We start from the raw sequence: 16319 nt of genomic DNA on the forward strand, positions 1-16319 counted from the left end.
GGTGTGGAAGGATCTGCCATCATCTTCACCCGGTTAAAAATATTGGGCACAGGTTTACCCGTTGCATCTACCAGCTGCATTTGCAGCTGATCGCTTTTCATGTTGGTAAAGAGTTCCAGGTAAACAGTTTTCTTATCTGCCAATAACAGTTGTACGCGGCATACGCCCGTGGAAATATCCAGGGTATGTCCTATCAACTCCGCCATTCTGCGATCAAATCCCAGTACCAGCGATCCACATGGAAATGGCCTGGGATATGGCTGTCTGTAATTTTCTGCTGCCAGCGTTTTGTATTGCTGGTACCAGGTATCGCCGTCAAGATCCGGGATGTCTTTTACCTTGTTAAACACATAGTTGAAGTCATGCAGTGCTTCGCGGTTGTTTTCCGCAATGCGGATATCCCATACATTATTATGTCCGAAATAAAGCACTACCGCATCAGGACGGGTAGTCACCACTACGCCCATGCCACCATTGCCCAGTAAGGCGCCCTCAAAAAAATCAGGGGCCGGCTTATTGTAAACAATCGCATGTTTTGCGGCTATCGCGACAGGCCGCAAGGGCGCCCCCGTTGTTTGTGCGTAACCGGCCTGGAAAAGCACCAATAAAAACAGTGTGCAAAATGATCTATACATAACGTGGATATTATCTGAAGACCCAATATAATACTGCCATCACCGCCAGTAACACCCCTGACAATACTTTATAGTTTGCCAGACCCGGCCAGCCTTTTGCGCGTAGCGGCGCCAGCGGGCTTTCCCAGTACAAACGGCTGCTTTCAGCAGTATGCTGCATCGGAAAAGCAAAAGATAAAACAACCTGCAGCAATACGCAAACTACAAACAGGTAAAAGGCCACCATCAACGGTGGGATGTGGCTCAAAGGCCCTTCGGGATACACTTTGCCGGTCACGTATACAATTGCTCCCAACGCGGAACCCAGCCACAAGGTATATTGTGCAGCTTTGGAAGATGCTTTCCTCCAGAACACGCCCAGCAAAAACACGCAGGTGATAGGCGGCGCAATATGTGATATTACGTCATTAATACCGTTAAAGAGACTCTCATACCGGTTCAACAAGGGTAGCAGGCCAATAGACAACAGCAGCGCTAAAACGGCCGCAATACGGCCTGTTTTTACCAGTTGCTTATCGCTGGCCGCCGGCTGATATCTTTTGTATAAATCGTAACTCACCAATGTGGCAATGGAATTCAGCGCACCGGAAATCTGGCTCATTAAGCCCGACAATAAGGCCGCCACCAAAACGCCCACCAGTCCGGGAGGCACCAGTTTGGTAATCATCAGAGAGTAAATACCTTTTGTATGCATCTTCCCATCGGCCTGCTGCAATGCACTCAGATCCAGTGCGCCCTGCTTGTATAGCACATAAGCCAGCAGCCCCGGCAGAATGAATATAAAAACCGGGAGCACTTTTATAAAACCACAGAACAATGCGCCGGTACGGGCATGATTCTCATCTTTTGCGCCCAGCACCCTTTGTACAATTGTTTGATCAGCACACCAATACCAGATGCCAATAACCGGGTATCCCAGGAATACTGCATACCAGGGCAGTCCGTTCGGATCACCTGCAGGATGCAGCATCGACAACTTATCCAATTGCTGATGCTCCTGTAACACGGCCATCACCGGTTGCCAGCCACCTACCTTCCACCAGGAAAGCAGGGTAATGATCACCGCACCGGCTAACAGTACCACCGTTTGCACGGACTCTGTCACTACCACTGCACGTAAACCACCCACAATCGTATACGCGCCTGTTACCACGGCAATCAGGATAATGCTGCTGAACATATTGATGCCGAACAACGTTTCCAGTACAATGCCTCCCGCCAGAAATGAAAACGCGATATGGATCACAATGGCTGATACAACGGATACGATTGCCAGCCAGTCCCGGCAAGCGCGGTTATAGCGTCGCTCCAGGAAATCCGGGAGCGTAGCCACTCCTGACCGGATGTAAAATGGTATAAAAAAAAGTGCTAACAGGATCAGTGTAAAAGCGGCCATCCATTCAAAGTTACCTGCCAGCAAACCGGTGTCAAATCCGCTTTGTGCAAGGCTCACCAGGTGGAGACAGGAAATATTGGTAGCAAATAATGCCATGCCTATCATGGGCCAGCGCAGGGATTTGCCTGCAAGGAAATATTCTCCCGCGGCATTGCTGCTCTTCTTTCCGGACCATCCAGCCCAGAATCCCAGTAGCACAATAAAGGCTACATAACAAATGCTGATGACGGTATCTGTGGTAGAAATCATTCGGGGAAAGTATTAAGGGCCAGCAGATCACAACTGCTGCCCGGGGTTTCAGGAGTACGGTAAAATCCGCCTGTTATCTGCGCAGGATGGGTAAAGTGCGCACGCAGGTGAGGAATGTGCTCCAGGAATAATGCTTCATGTCCCATTCCGATATGATTGAATAATACGAGGTGCTGATGCAGCTGACCCATATCTCCCACATGTGGCACCACCGGTACCCCATACTTTTTACACAACAAACTCACCGTAATAAATTCACTGACACCTCCTACCCTTACAGCATCTACCTGTATGAAACCAGCGCAGCGGGTTTCCAGGTAATTTTTAAAGATCACTTTATTGGGCACATGTTCTCCCAATGCCAGCTTCACCGGGTTCAGTGCTTCCGCCAGCGTTTTATGTGCCAGCACATCATCCGGATGGGTAGGTTCTTCTATCCAGTATGGATTGATGTCTGCCAGTCTTTTGCCAATAGCCAGTGCCTGCGGCAGATTCCATTGTTGATTGGCATCTACCATTACTTTGATCTGATCCCCTACCGTATTTCTTACAATATGCGCTCTTCGTATATCCGTTTCCGGATCTTTAGCGCCCACCTTTAACTTCAATGCGCTGAAACCATTATCAAGTGCACGTTTACAGTTAGCTTCCAGCTGATCATCGGAATAATTAAACCAGCCGGCAGATGTATCATAGGCCGGGTAACCCTTTTGCAGAATACCTTCCCGCGATACGCGGGAAGATTGCATATCTGTGAGCATACGCACCGCTTCTTCGCGGGGCAGCACTTCTTCCAGGTAAGAAAGGTCCAGTGTATTCACCAGTTGCTCCGGACTCAGGTCCAGCAACAGTTTCCACAAAGGCACCTGCTGCTGTTTCGCCCAAAGATCGTAGCAGGCATTGGTAACCGCCGCCAGCGCCAGATGCACTACTCCTTTATGAGGCCCGAGCCAGCGGAACTGTTGTTCATCAGAACGCTGCTTAAACCAGTCACCGAAAGTAGCCATCACTTCACTGATATCTTTGCCTATCAGTTTTTCTCCATAAAACCTGGCGGCAGCGCATACCAGTTCATTGCCTGCACCCAATGTGAAAGCCAGTCCCGTACCGCAATTACCCTTATCGTCATACAAACACGCTACCGTGTACGAGTATACGGGATTCTGATGTATGGCATCACTACCGGCTCCTCCGGATAATGGAAACCGGGCATCTTTCACTATTATTTTCTTAATCATTTTTTATCATCATTTTTAATAGGAGCAATGTCTATGGCAGGCTTATCTGTTTCCAGTACAACCACGGTATCATTCGGATCCGGTAAAGCCGGCAATGTAAGTGTGATATGTCCGTCGGCTTGCAGCAATGCTACAGACGCGCCTTTCATGATATAAGCTTTATTTATTTTTACTCCGGGCAGTTCAGGCAATATCAACTGGTTCACCGGTTTAAAAATATGCAGGTAAATCTTTTTGCCACTGCGGGTAGCAGCATAGGTGTCATTCGGCTCATACGGACCACCGTGTGTATTATAAATGGCTGCTCCATACTGTTTCAGCCAGGTGCCCATTTCCTTTAAACGTGCTACCTGCTCAGGTTCTATTTTACCATCAGCGCGGGGCCCCACATTAAACAACAGGTTACCATTGCCACCGGCAACTTTAGCCAACGTTTGTATACATGTTTGCAACGATTTCATTTTATCGTTTGGCTTCCAGGACCACTGTTGACAGATCGTCATACAGGTTTCCCAGGGCGTTAGCATGTTCAGGCTGCCGATGCGTTGTTCCGGTGTGTCAAAATCACCCAGGAAATTAGCGGTACCATCTGCGTTGGTGCCCGAAAATGACTTACCAAGGCGGTTATTGATGATCAAATCTTTTTTCAGCGTTTTAAGATAGGTGTACATATCCAATGCAATCGCTGGCGTCCATGGACTTTCCCAGGGACCATCAAACCAGAGCATGTAAGGATCGTAGTTATTAACCAGTTCTTTCAACTGATTTTTCATGTATACTACATACTTTTCCATATCCGGTTTTTTTCGTTTATCCGCCAACGTTGGGTCGGTGGAATTATCGAGCGGATAATTCTCCTGGTACCAGTCCAGTACGGAATAGTAGATACAGAATTTAATATGATATTTTTTGCACGCTTTGGCCAGCAGTCCTACCACATCCTTTTTAAAAGGGGTAGCCATAATATTATAATCTGTATAGGCAGATGGCCATAAACAAAATCCATCATGGTGCTTCGCTGTGATGGTCAGGTATTTCATCCCTGCTTCGCTGGCGGTTTTCACCCATTCATCTGCGTTAAAACCGATCGGGTTAAATGCTTTGTAGAGTGTGTCGTAATCAGTAGCGGCCACTTCGTGGTGCCTGGACCATCCTATTTCAGTGCCCCGCAGCGTAACGGGTCCCCAGTGAATGAACATACCAAAACGCAGGTCCATAAACTGGTTCATAACTGCTTTGCTGGTCAGTATTTTCGGATCCAGCTGGGCATTGGTCTGGCTGTAGCTGTTGAGTGCTAACAGCATTAAACATAATGTGGCAATACGTTTCATTGTGCTTGAAATTTATAGTGTATGCTTATAACCTAGTTCGGCGCCTCCACTTACCGGCATGATACAGCCGGTAACAAAGCGGGCATTATCAGATAACAGGAACGCACATACGCTGGCAATTTCTGTCGCTTCCGGGCAGTAACCCAGTGCGTGAATATTATCCAGGTATTGCTCCATGCGGGCGGGATCTGCCTGCTCTTTGTTCCACTGTCGCAACATGGGCGTCCATACTCCGGCAGGTGCTACCGCGTTTACTCTTATACCATCGGGTGCATAGTCCAGTGCCATGGCTTTGGTGAGCGCATTTACCGCTCCTTTACTACCTGCATAGGCCGCGTGATTTTCCTGTCCTATTTCACCTACCATACTACTGGTGTTGAGGATGCAACCACGGGAAGCCTTCAGTGCTGCTATGCCGTGGCGGGTGGTATAGTAAATGCCCCGGATGTTTACATTCATCAGCAGCTCCCACTCCTCTTCCGTGGTTTCGTGTAATGGTTTGGCAGGACTGGCGATCCCTGCATTATTATGGATGGCATCCAGTCTTCCATAGGTTTGTAATACTGTGTTAATTGCTGCACCTATAGCCGCACTATCCAGCAGATTGGCCGTCAGCAATAAATGTGATCCACCCAGTTGTATTTTTAACGCCTGCAGGGCTGTGGCATCTTTATCTATCACCACTACGATAGCTCCTTCCGCAGCGTAATTCAATGCGCAAGCAGCACCTATGCCGGAAGCGCCTCCTGTGATCAGCACTATTTTATTCTTCAGTATCATTATTCATATTGTTTCCGTGGAAAATGTACATGAAATACAGGGCTTTGGTACCTGATTTCAAAAGTAACAATGGAAAAGGTAGATCATCCCGGTGAAATTGACTTAAATCAACACTATTTTGACTTTATTAATGATTTTACCTATTTTACGCTGATAATATGAAGCCAGTTTTTGCCATACCGGGCGACAAAGCCCTCGAACAGCGTGTATACCTGGTAAAGGAGATTACACAGTCGCACTTTTCTACAGAATTTCATTTCCACGATGAATGCCAGCTGGTGTATGTGGTAGAAAGTGCCGGACGCCGTATCATAGGCGACAATATCGAATATTTTGAAAGCGGGGAGCTGATTTTTGTAGGATCCGGTACGCCACATGTATGGCATAACGAGCAAAAATATTTTGAAGGAAAGGATAAGCTACAAGCCAAATCCCTTGCCATGTATGTTTCACCGGAATTACTGCTGGAGCACCTGGCACCTTTCGGTAATATCAGCAATGTAAAAGCATGGCTGAAAAAATCGCAACGCGGCATACAGTTTTATGGTAAAACCAAAGCCGACATACTGGCCCTGATGCAACAAATGCTACAGGAGCAGGACCTGCAGCAAACCATCACGTTTATCACGCTGCTGCAAAAAATGATGGCCACCAAAGAATACCGGTTACTGGCCGGCACCAATTATGTAAACCTGTACAACGATAAAGATCAGTCCAGGATGGACGATATTTTCAAGTTTATTTTCCGGCATTTCAAAAGAGATATCCCGCTGTCAGAAATAGCTGCCATAGCCGGTATCAACGTACATTCCTTTTGCCGCTTCTTCAAAAGCAGAACACAAAAATCGTTTACCCATTTTGTCAATGAATTAAGAATAGGTTATGCCTGCAGACTGCTGCAGGAAAAGGAAATGTCGATGATGGAGCTGTCGGCTAAATGCGGGTATAACAACACCACCCACTTTAATCGTTTCTTCAAAAAAATAAAAGGGAAAACACCGAGAGAGTATAAAAAGGATGTTTTACAAATGGATTAATGCACGATTTGGGGTCTGACTCAGGATAATCCTGAGCCAGACAACATCCGCTGCTATCCATTCACCAGGAAATACACGATCCGCGTTACTTCCGCAGCCTCACCGGTTTCTATTTTCAATATATGTTTACCGGGTGTTAAATCATCGCCCAGGATCAGATACCAGGGCAGGTAAAGACCTTTACTCCACTGTGTCCGTAAATCCTTCATTTGCACGGCGCCACCATCAATACTATAGCTGATGATGCCTGCATCCGGACCGGATACAATACTGATTCCTATGGTACGACCGGTGAAGGGAAATTCCACGGTAGCATGCGCCTTACCGGATACCAGCATTGGCACTTTCACAAAACCTTCCCTGGTAGACACTTTATCGGATGGCTCCCAGGATTCGGCTATAGAAAAACCATTTTGGGTGGTAGCCCCGTGTATATCTCCATAGGCACCGTTTTCATAATTCAACGGATCTGCAGGAGCCGGTAATTTCGCGGATACCAGCCGCTTGGAAACAGATCTGCTGAAGGCGCTATCCAGTAATTTTTTGATAGCATTGAAATATATATTTTGTCCAAAGGGAGATGGATGCAGATCCTTGAAATCATCTTTCCAGTTAAACTCGTGTGCATCTATGCGGGTAGTCACTTCTTTGGCCAGGTTGATAAAAGGAAGATGATATTTCTTTGCAAGATCTTCATGTACCTGCACTTCTACCGGCACTTTTCCGGCATGGTAATCAGCCATTTTATCTTCGTCTACAAATGCCATCAGGACAATATTCACCTGCGGATTGGCATGGAGCGCGTGACGTATAATGCCTTCCATAGCTCTGCGCTGTGTAACTTCGTTGGTACCATTTGCCCGGTCATTCACCGCGGCTTCTACAAACAGCAGGTCTGTTTTACCTTTGCCCAATACATCCTGTTTAAACCGGAAAGCGTGTGGCAGACTGCCTAACGATGGAATACCGGCATTGATATAACGGAATGCAGTGCCCGGGTAAGTAGCAGAAAGATAATCGCATACTTTACCACGCCAGCCTTCCATGTTGGTAATAGAGCCTCCCAGAAAGGTCACAGTGGCCTTTTTATCGGATTGGATATGATACCAGGCATTATCCAGATATCCGTATTGTGTAATAAATTGTTCCTGTCCCTGTGTAGTAACGGTAATGGCTACACTCAGCAGCAGCCATACAAAAATTTTCATCATACGATTGTTGATTGTAGCAGTGTGGTTTTTATTTTGTTTGATTATTTATTTCTCACGAGGTTCCTGATTTTGATGCAGGCGGGCAAGGTGGTCAGATAGCCGTTATCAACAATAAACGTAAATATAAAACCGGTCACTTTTTTATCGCGGTTGATCCAGGGGTGACTGCCAAATAAGCCGGGGCTGCTGTTTTCTATCAGCACGTCACCAGGGCCTGTTACGTCGCGCCAGTTGCCTATACCGTAAATGCCTTTGGTTGTGAGCAACGACAACGGGTAAGGAGAATAGGCAATAGTGGTGGCGCTGCTGGTTTGTGGTTGTTCCATGGCTGTTACTGCTGCCTCACTCAGTACTCTTGTACCGTTGGCGGCGACTCCCTTATTCATGACCATATACAGGAAGCGCATATAATCATCCGGTGTGCTGGTTGCGCCACCTCCAATCTGTGGGTTGGCGGTTAAACCAAAGCTGGTGCTGGTCATGCCACAGGGTGTAAATAACTTTTCAGCCGCCAGTGTTTTCCAGTCTTTCCCTGATGCCACTTCACAGACACGACCGGCTACCTGCATACTAACTCCGCCATAATAAAAAGTGGAACCTGGCGTATATTGTAAGGCAACATTTTTTGCGATGCCATCGGCTGCTGCGCTGAGGGTGCTCAGCACATTGGTCTCATACCCCTGGGTAGAACTACCGGGGAAACCGGAAGTATGTGAAAACAGCTGGGCGATGGTGATCCCTCCTTTATGGTAGGTGGTGAATATGGGCAGAAATTTACCCACGCTGTCTGTTAACTTAATTTTCCCTTCATCCACGAGGCTCATGAGTATAGCGGCCGACAACCATTTGGAGCAGGAGGCGATCAGCTGGCGGGTGCTGCCATCATATCCGCCAAATCCTTTGGCGTAGACCGTTTTTCCATCCACCTGGATAATTCCGTAACATTTACCTCCGAATTTACTGGTGGCCGCTTCCGTCAATACCTGATCCACGTCATTGTATTCGGGCGCAATGATTGTTTTAGACTCGGTTTTACTGCAGCCAGCCAACAGCATAGCCGTGAAGCAGCATAACAAATAACAGTGCAGGTGTAATTTCATTGGTGTAAGCTAATAAATTAACGAAACTTATTCAACATCCTCCTTTTCTATTAAATTGCGCCCATTATGAAATATAATAACGTTCTTTTTGACCTGGATGGTACATTGACGGACCCAAAAACAGGGATTACCAAATCTGTGCAGTATGCCTTGGCGAAAGCGGGTATTGTAGAAACGGACCTGTCCCGGCTGCTCCCTTTTATTGGACCGCCGCTGCAGCAGTCATTTATGGAGTATTATTCGTTTACCGAAGCACAGGCCTGGGAAGCGGTCAATGCTTACCGGGAATATTTCAAGGTAACAGGTATTTATGAAAACGAACGTTATGAGGGCATCCCGGAACTGCTGAGCGCCCTCCTCTCCCAGGGCCGCCGCCTGTTTGTGGCCACCTCCAAGCCCCAGATCTTTGCAGATGTGGTGATCCGTCATTTTAACCTGGATCCCTATTTTACAGCTGTTTACGGCAGTGAACTGGATGGTACCCGTGCCGACAAAGGGGAACTGATCAAATACCTGCTTACAAAAGAAAATCTGCCGGCGGAGCATACCATGATGATAGGCGACCGTAAACACGATATTATTGGTGCGCAGAAAAATAATATCACCGCTATCGGTGTAGGCTACGGTTACGGCACTACGGAGGAACTCAATGCCGCCGCACCCGACTTTATATTTAATACAGTAGCCGAATTAGCCGCGAGTTTTTCCTGATCTTCGAAAAAAACCTGCGTTTTCCCCAAAATTATCTTGCCCTAATTAATTTATTAGCCCTTTATTAGGGCATTCATTAGTGCCTGTATGCTTACTTGCAGGAAGTTTCCACGTTGTACCCATAGCCCGGCATTGTTCAAAAGAAAGCCCTTACTGAAAATCCGATTATCATTCCACGAGTATTCATTCATTGATATCTGACATGAAAATCCAATAGTAATTCCTAAACATCAATTCTTCCACACATGAAAAACAAGTTGCATCTTCTGTTCGCAACCCTTGTTGCATTGTCTGTTGGCTGCTCTAAAAAAGAGGCCGGCACACCATTACAATCGCTTGATGGAAAAAAGGCCTCCATTAGCGCATTCGGCTCTCCTGTCGGCGATGTAGTCGGCAAAGTCACTGTAGGCTACCAGGGCTGGTTTGCCGCCAATGGTGATGGCTCACCCATCAATGCCTGGTGGCACTGGACCCAAAACTGGGGAGCATCCCCCTCTTCCACTAACAATGGTATTAAATCCTGGCCCGATGTGCGGGATTACAGCAGTACCTACCAAACCGCCTGGGCAAATCTTAACAATGGATCGCCGGCGAAATTATTTTCTTCCTTCACTGACCAGACAGTGAACACCCATTTCCTCTGGATGCAACAGAATGGCATTGATGCGGCCGCGCTGCAACGCTTCAACCCCAACGGTACCGAAGGCCCTGTCCGGGATGCCATCACGGCCAAAGTAAAAACAGCAGCAGAAACGTATGGCCGCAAGTTTTACATCATGTACGATGTGAGCGGCTGGACCAACATGCAATCAGAAGTAAAAAGTGACTGGACCAACAAGATGTCGGCCTACACTTCTTCTTCCGCCTACGCCAAACAGAATGGCAAGCCAGTGGTATGTATCTGGGGCTTCGGATTTAATGATAACAACCATACCTGGTCGGCAGCCGTATGCCTGGATGTGATCAACTGGTTTAAAAACCAGGGATGTTATGTGATTGGCGGTGTACCTACCCATTGGCGTACCGAAAGCGATGATTCAAGACCCGGCTTCCTGGCCACCTACAGCGCACTCAATATGATTTCGCCCTGGATGGTAGGTCGCATTGGTAATGTAAATGACGTAGATAATTTCTACACAAATGTAAACACCCCGGATCAGGCGTATTGTAACAACCACGGCATCGACTATCAACCCTGTGTGTTGCCAGGCGATTTGCAGGAGCATCAGCGCGCACATGGCGACTTTATGTGGCGGCAGTTTTATAATATGGTGAGAGTGGGTGCACAGGGCATTTACATTTCCATGTTTGACGAGTACAATGAAGGCAACCAGATTGCCAAAACCGCAGAAAGCTCCGGTTTCATCCCCGCAGGTTCCAACTTTGTGACGCTGGATGAAGACGGTGTGGCCTGCTCGGCAGATTACTACCTGCGCCTCACCGGCGATGGCGGTAAAATGCTGAAAGGACAGATTGGCCTGACAGCTACCCGCCCCACACAGCCCATCGTAGGTGGTGGTACCGGCGCGCCCATCGGACAAACTATTACCCTGAAAAGCTCCAATAACCTCTACGTGTGCAGCGAAAACGCCACGCAGGCAATGAACGCCAACCGCACCGCAGTAGGCCCCTGGGAACAGTTTGTAGTGGTAAATGCCGGCAACGGGAAGATTGCCCTCCAAAACGGCGGCAAATACGTATCCTCCGAAAATGGTACACAGGCCATTACCTGCAACCGCGCCGCGATTGGCGGTTGGGAACAGTTCGACTGGATCAACAACGGAGATGGTACCATTTCCCTCAAAGGCAATAACGGCAAGTTCGTTTCCAGTGAAAGCGGTACACAGTCTATGACCTGCACCCATACCACTGCCGGTGCTACGGAAAAGTTCAGGGTTAACCAATAAAAAACAGGCTTCTTCTTTTATCTGATTATCCAGGTATAAATGCTGGCTCTGCCCGCAACGTGGTAAATTACCTGGATACTCCAAATAAAAGAAGAAGCCAATATTGCCGTATGGAGGCCCAGCATAAATTTCTCTATCTTTGCCGCTGTTTTAAAAGAGATAATAGCGATATATGCAAAGCCCTTTAGTGACGATTATTGTTCCGGTGTATAACCTGGCTCCTTTCCTGCCGGCTTGTATTGATTCCCTGTTACAGCAAACCTATACCCATACAGAAATCATCTTTGTAAATGATGATTCATCCGACTCATCGCTGGAGGTATTAACCAGCTATCAGCAAACACATAAAAACATACAGGTCTTTTCTCAAGCCAACGCAGGCCCCGGCCCCGCAAGAAATACAGGACTGGATCATGCCACCGGTGAATACATTTTGTTTGTAGATGGTGACGACACCATCGCACCGCAAACAGTGGAACTTTGTATGCAGGAAGCGTTAAACACCAGCGCAGATATCGTTTGCTTCGGCTACAGAAAAGTAAGCGGTACGGGCAAGGATTTAAAGGTGCTGGAATCATTTGAATATATCCCTGAAAATTTTGAACATACCGACTACATCAGCAGCTTTTTGAGTGAAACAGCTCATAAAACAGATAAAATAAATACTGCCTGCTGGGGTAAGCTTTACAAGCGATCATTGATTGAAGATCATCGGGTATGGTTCCGGCTTTCTATTTTCGAAGACTCTCCTTTTGTACTTGAAACCATCTGCCTTTCCCGAAAAACGAGATGCATTGCCGGAAATTTTTACAACTATTTTATTCGCGAAAAAGCCCATGCGGAAAAATCAATTACGTCGGCACAGGTGTCTGACTACAAGCTCTCCTACTTTTACGCGTCCGATGACTTAATGAAAGATTTTCTGCTGTCTAAAAATCTATTTGATAAATACAGCCATCTGTATTATGCCTACCATAACTCCAGGGTATTGCTATATGGGGGCTACTTTGAAGTGTATTTGGATAAAGGGATAGAGAACAAAGCCAATTGGACTGCTGTGATTGACCAGTTAAAAAAGAACCGCCACAGTCTTACCATGCGCAGAAAAGGATTGTACAGGGCTTTCAGAAAAAGGATTCCGTTCCTTTACGTCGGTGCATTCATCAGCATCATCAGCCCATGGGCGGCACATCATTTTTTCAGGATGTACGAGAAAACGCTGGCCCCAAGATAGCATCCATCTTTTTAAAATACTGCTCAATTCCAAACTCCCTGGTTACCTGCTGATGCAGGGCTTCCGGATCAATGGACCGGCTATTATCTGCCAGTACCTCATCAAGATGCTGTAATATAGCTTCCGGAGAATTGATATCCGGCAACAGGTATACACCGGGAAACTGCATATCCAGCAACTCGCTGATGGCGCCTACATTGGTACCAATTACCGGCATCCCTACGGACAATGCCTCCAGCGTTACCAGCTCAAAGCCTTCAAACCAGGAAGGAACAATCAGCAGATCCCCCTGCGCATAAGCGGCGGTCGCAATATTGTCAATATTCAACCCCATTTTCACCGTGATGTTTGCAAATGGTTCAAAAAACGCGGTATCCGGTGTTTCGTTACACGCAATTAACAGTTTCCAGTTAGTGGATTGATCGATAGCTGCTGCCAGTTGTTTTAAAAATATCAACCCTTTGGGATTTGTTAGTCGGCCTACAAAAAGCAAGGTGTGTTGTTGCTGCGGCGTTTTTTCAAACGGATGAAATCTGCTGGTGTCAACACAATTATGTTGGACAATAATTTTGCTTTCCGGTATCTGATAGTAGGTGATCAGGTCACGTTTTACTTTTGCAGATACCGCAATCACCTGTTTAGCCCGCTGGCAGCTTAACTTCTGCAGGTTAGCCATGCGGCTCAGCCGATCATCTGTTCTGCCGTAAGCCACTTCCATGCAGTGATAGCAGCCATGTATCAGGATAAAGTCGGCTGGAAACAGAGGAGTAGCTTCTCCCTGCGACATCACTACATGATGGGAACGTTTATTCAGCCACAGGAAAGCAGAGGTATACCGGGCCAGGTAGATCGCCTTTCTCTTTTTAAAATGGCGGAACCGGAACAGTTGCTGAAAGATCCTGCCAAAAAGGGTATGATGAATGAGATAGTCTTCGTCGATGATCTTTGTTTCAATATTCCTGGAATGAAAATATTCATCAAGGTAATAGGTCACCCTTTCTACACCACCCACAATAGACTTGCCGTTGAACGATATAAGAAATACTTTCTTTGCTTTCATGTGTGTACTTCTTTTAACTACCTATACCTAAAGCGCTATCCAGTTTTTTAAATCCTTCTTCTTTTGAAAAATGTTTATGAAAAGATGATAAACTCTGTTGGCTCATGGATTCATAAAAGGCTTTATTTTCCAGCAGGTGCAGTATGTGCACCGCAAATTCTTTTGGATTGTTGGCAGACAGGCAACCGTTGTTGGTTTTATCCGGCACTCCATCCAGTCCACGCTCTGTGCATACTACGGGTAGACCATGCGACATGGCTTCCACCACTTTCACTTTTACGCCGGTGCCGGTAAGCATAGGACAAAGTGATACCCTGGCCTTCAGATAATACGTATCCAGGTCCTCCACAAAAGGAATGCGGACTACATTTTTATGCTCCGCTGAAACGTGCGGGGTAATGGAACCGATTACACAGATCTTTATATGTGCCGGCAACAGCGGATATACATCTTTGAAAAACCAGGCAGCAGAGATCAGGTTATGTGGATTGTCCGTAGCAACGTATATCAGGTCAAACTCCTTCTCTCCTAATGGCTGCACCACAGGTGGCGCATCCATCATCATTGGTATATACTTTATTTTTCCTTTCAGGAACTGACCAAAAAAGTAGGTTTCTTCCATAGAAATGGCCCATACCTGATCAAACTGGGATAATCTTCTTAACTCATCTCCCAGCGCAGCCCCCATATCAAATCCATTTTCGTTCTGGTGTTGGGAAGCTAGCAGGTCATGTGTATCTATAATCGTCACTGCCTTGCCCAGGTAGGGGTTATCTTTTATGAGATCCGCCCAGTAAGCATAGCTGATGATAATATAATCGTATGACTGTTTTTGCAGAATGGCATCAAATTGTTTGCGCAGATTCCAGGTAGTATGATTAGGAATAGATCCTTTTACCAGTTTCAGTTTACGCTCAAATAATACATGCCACAATTTATAGGAGAAGAAATACTTCACTGGATTTTTCTTCACAGGCTTCCTTTCCAGGATCCATAAATTTTCCGCCAGCCCGCTGTTTTCAAAGGCCTGGATACTTTCAGGTGTATATCGTCCCCAAATCGATTTGGTGATGAAATCTACCTTGATATCACGCGCTTTAAAATATTTCAACAGGTTTAAGGAGCGGGTCTGACTTCCACTATTTTTATCAACAGGATTCAATGGGAAAAAATAGAGTATTCTTTTCAAGCGTTGTTTTGTTTTGTTAACTACGGCTGCAAAACTACTTCATTTTAGTGTAAAACCATGAAGGCGGCTAGTGATATGCCCTCATTTGCAGCGAGGATGGATTCAGCAATTTTACTTCTATACCGGTAGCTGTTAACAGCCCTGTTTGTTGATTGCGTTTAAACACCACAATGTTACCGCTGTTCTGATTGGCAACCAAGAGAAATTTACCCGTAGGGTCAATCATAAAATTCCTTGGGTGCCGGCCACGGGAAGACTCCTGCCCTATTTGTTTCAGGGTACCCTTTTGTTGATTTATGGCATAAATAAAAATCATATTAGCACTTTCCCGCGTAGAGGCATATAAAAATTTGCCATCGGGAGAGATGTGAATGTCGGCACTGTTATAATCATTCGCAGGCCCCTCCAGGTGGGCGCTGATGCGCTGTATGCTGTCGAGTTTACCGGCTTTGTATTTATAGCAGCTCACCATACCGCCCATTTCTTCTATGCAGTACGCATAGGGCAGCTTCGGATGAAAAATGATATGTCTGGGACCAGCACCGGGCACTGTGGATGTATAAGGCGGCGTAGCCGGTTGTAAGGGTTCCTTGGCAGCAGGTACCAGCTGGTATCCCCTGATTTTATCAGCACCGAGATCCGGGAAAAAAGCATAATGGCCGTCCGGAGAAAATACCGCGGAGTGGATATGTGAGCTTCGCTGTCTGGGCAGGACGCTGCTGTCCTGGAAAGCAATCACCTGTTTGGCGGGTGCTATTTGACCCTCTCCCGGCAATGGAAAAACAGATAAGCTGCCTCCGGAATAATTGGCACAAAGCAACCATTTTCCATCTTTATCGGTTCCCACATAAGCCGGATTATCTCCCCCGCTGTTTTGGCGGCTGAGCAGTGTCAGGGTTTCTTTGGTGCTGTCAAATGCCAGGCTGCTCACGCCACCGATGTTGGGTGTTTGTGCTTCCGAACAGGCATAAATATATTTACCATCGGGCGACAGGGTAAGAAAAGAAGGATTGAGTATCCCTTTCAGTGCAGACACCGGCTGCAGTGCCCCAGTGTTGTAGTTGAAGCGGTACAGGTAAACACCATCTTTGTCTTTATCGCGGTTATAGCTTCCCACAAACAGGTAATACTGCTGGGCGTTTGCCAGCAAACCAGAGAACAGTGCTATGATAGAAAAGCAGCAGAATTTACGAAACAATTGTGAATGTTTTAAGCGTGAAATGAGACTACAAGATAATCAT

14 protein-coding genes are annotated in these 16319 nt (G+C 46.6%); 4 read left to right on the forward strand and 10 right to left on the reverse strand.

What is annotated here, in order from left to right; genetic code table 11:
• The 5 genes from AC1DP6_RS29210 to AC1DP6_RS29230 all read right to left on the reverse strand — a co-directional run.
• A partial coding sequence (locus AC1DP6_RS29210) for a glycoside hydrolase N-terminal domain-containing protein (RefSeq protein WP_477058045.1) occupies nt 1-635 on the reverse strand: 635 nt, incomplete at its 3' end.
• Nucleotides 636-645: 10 nt separating this feature from the next.
• Entirely contained in the window at nt 646-2280 is a 1635-nt protein-coding gene (locus tag AC1DP6_RS29215; RefSeq protein ID WP_477058046.1) for a sodium:solute symporter, read from the reverse strand.
• Nucleotides 2277-3518, reverse strand: coding sequence for an enolase C-terminal domain-like protein (locus AC1DP6_RS29220; protein ID WP_477058047.1), 1242 nt, complete (start codon nt 3516-3518; stop codon nt 2277-2279). Before AC1DP6_RS29220 ends, AC1DP6_RS29215 begins: the two co-directional genes overlap by 4 nt.
• Nucleotides 3515-4849 carry an alpha-L-fucosidase gene (locus AC1DP6_RS29225; RefSeq protein WP_477058048.1) on the reverse strand — a complete coding sequence of 445 codons (1335 nt, stop codon included), beginning with the start codon at nt 4847-4849 and terminating at the stop codon, nt 3515-3517. The genes AC1DP6_RS29220 and AC1DP6_RS29225 overlap by 4 nt, the downstream gene beginning before the upstream one ends.
• Before the next feature lie 12 nt (nt 4850-4861).
• The gene (locus AC1DP6_RS29230; RefSeq protein WP_477058049.1) at nt 4862-5629 is read right to left on the reverse strand and encodes an SDR family NAD(P)-dependent oxidoreductase; all 768 of its coding nucleotides are present in this window, start codon (nt 5627-5629) and stop codon (nt 4862-4864) included.
• A 158-nt stretch (nt 5630-5787) separates the two neighbouring features.
• On the opposite strand from AC1DP6_RS29230, the gene AC1DP6_RS29235 reads away from it, so the two are divergent.
• On the forward strand, nt 5788-6666 hold the full coding sequence (locus AC1DP6_RS29235) for an AraC family transcriptional regulator (protein ID WP_477058050.1): 879 nt from the start codon (nt 5788-5790) through the stop codon (nt 6664-6666).
• A 53-nt stretch (nt 6667-6719) separates the two neighbouring features.
• Here the strand turns inward: AC1DP6_RS29235 and AC1DP6_RS29240 are convergent, their stop codons facing one another.
• The gene (locus AC1DP6_RS29240; RefSeq protein ID WP_477058051.1) at nt 6720-7877 is read right to left on the reverse strand and encodes an SGNH/GDSL hydrolase family protein; all 1158 of its coding nucleotides are present in this window, start codon (nt 7875-7877) and stop codon (nt 6720-6722) included.
• Nucleotides 7878-7918: 41 nt separating this feature from the next.
• Nucleotides 7919-8977, reverse strand: coding sequence for a serine hydrolase domain-containing protein (locus tag AC1DP6_RS29245; RefSeq protein WP_477058052.1), 1059 nt, complete (start codon nt 8975-8977; stop codon nt 7919-7921).
• Between the two features lie 66 nt (nt 8978-9043).
• Here AC1DP6_RS29245 and AC1DP6_RS29250 point away from each other — a divergent pair, with 66 nt between their 5' ends.
• The 3 genes from AC1DP6_RS29250 (at nt 9044) to AC1DP6_RS29260 (ending at nt 12829) form a co-directional block, all read left to right on the forward strand.
• Nucleotides 9044-9688: an HAD family hydrolase gene (locus AC1DP6_RS29250; RefSeq protein ID WP_477058053.1), complete on the forward strand. Its 645-nt coding sequence runs from the start codon at nt 9044-9046 to the stop codon at nt 9686-9688.
• Nucleotides 9689-9933: 245 nt separating this feature from the next.
• A complete protein-coding gene (locus AC1DP6_RS29255) occupies nt 9934-11595 on the forward strand; it encodes a lectin (protein ID WP_477058054.1) in 1662 nt (553 codons plus the stop codon).
• Nucleotides 11596-11767: 172 nt separating this feature from the next.
• A complete protein-coding gene (locus tag AC1DP6_RS29260) occupies nt 11768-12829 on the forward strand; it encodes a glycosyltransferase family 2 protein (RefSeq protein WP_477058055.1) in 1062 nt (353 codons plus the stop codon).
• On the opposite strand, the gene AC1DP6_RS29265 is transcribed toward AC1DP6_RS29260, so the two are convergent.
• The 3 genes from AC1DP6_RS29265 to AC1DP6_RS29275 all read right to left on the reverse strand — a co-directional run bounded on the left by AC1DP6_RS29265 (nt 12795) and on the right by AC1DP6_RS29275 (nt 16276).
• Nucleotides 12795-13889 (reverse strand): glycosyltransferase family 4 protein, encoded by a 1095-nt coding sequence (locus AC1DP6_RS29265; RefSeq protein ID WP_477058056.1) that lies wholly within the window; start codon nt 13887-13889, stop codon nt 12795-12797. The genes AC1DP6_RS29260 and AC1DP6_RS29265 overlap by 35 nt on opposite strands.
• A gap of 13 nt (nt 13890-13902) precedes the next feature.
• Complete coding sequence (locus AC1DP6_RS29270) at nt 13903-15078, reverse strand: glycosyltransferase (RefSeq protein WP_477058057.1); 1176 nt, start codon at nt 15076-15078, stop codon at nt 13903-13905.
• A 67-nt stretch (nt 15079-15145) separates the two neighbouring features.
• The gene (locus tag AC1DP6_RS29275; RefSeq protein ID WP_477058058.1) at nt 15146-16276 is read right to left on the reverse strand and encodes a lactonase family protein; all 1131 of its coding nucleotides are present in this window, start codon (nt 16274-16276) and stop codon (nt 15146-15148) included.
• Between the last annotated feature and the right edge of the window lie 43 nt (nt 16277-16319).

The sequence above is a fragment of the Chitinophaga sp. 01L420 genome (assembly GCF_056399985.1).

Bases quoted from the DNA above. Each gene is read 5' to 3' on its own strand.
- AC1DP6_RS29250 (WP_477058053.1), top strand. From the start codon at position 9,044: ATGAAATATAATAACGTTCTTTTTGACCTGGATGGTACATTGACGGAC.
- AC1DP6_RS29235 (WP_477058050.1), top strand. From the start codon at position 5,788: ATGAAGCCAGTTTTTGCCATACCGGGCGACAAAGCCCTCGAACAGCGT.
- AC1DP6_RS29265 (WP_477058056.1), bottom strand. From the start codon at position 13,889: ATGAAAGCAAAGAAAGTATTTCTTATATCGTTCAACGGCAAGTCTATT.
- AC1DP6_RS29220 (WP_477058047.1), bottom strand. From the start codon at position 3,518: ATGATTAAGAAAATAATAGTGAAAGATGCCCGGTTTCCATTATCCGGA.
- AC1DP6_RS29225 (WP_477058048.1), bottom strand. From the start codon at position 4,849: ATGAAACGTATTGCCACATTATGTTTAATGCTGTTAGCACTCAACAGC.
- AC1DP6_RS29230 (WP_477058049.1), bottom strand. From the start codon at position 5,629: ATGATACTGAAGAATAAAATAGTGCTGATCACAGGAGGCGCTTCCGGC.
- AC1DP6_RS29260 (WP_477058055.1), top strand. From the start codon at position 11,768: ATGCAAAGCCCTTTAGTGACGATTATTGTTCCGGTGTATAACCTGGCT.
- AC1DP6_RS29240 (WP_477058051.1), bottom strand. From the start codon at position 7,877: ATGATGAAAATTTTTGTATGGCTGCTGCTGAGTGTAGCCATTACCGTT.
- AC1DP6_RS29245 (WP_477058052.1), bottom strand. From the start codon at position 8,977: ATGAAATTACACCTGCACTGTTATTTGTTATGCTGCTTCACGGCTATG.
- AC1DP6_RS29255 (WP_477058054.1), top strand. From the start codon at position 9,934: ATGAAAAACAAGTTGCATCTTCTGTTCGCAACCCTTGTTGCATTGTCT.
- AC1DP6_RS29215 (WP_477058046.1), bottom strand. From the start codon at position 2,280: ATGATTTCTACCACAGATACCGTCATCAGCATTTGTTATGTAGCCTTT.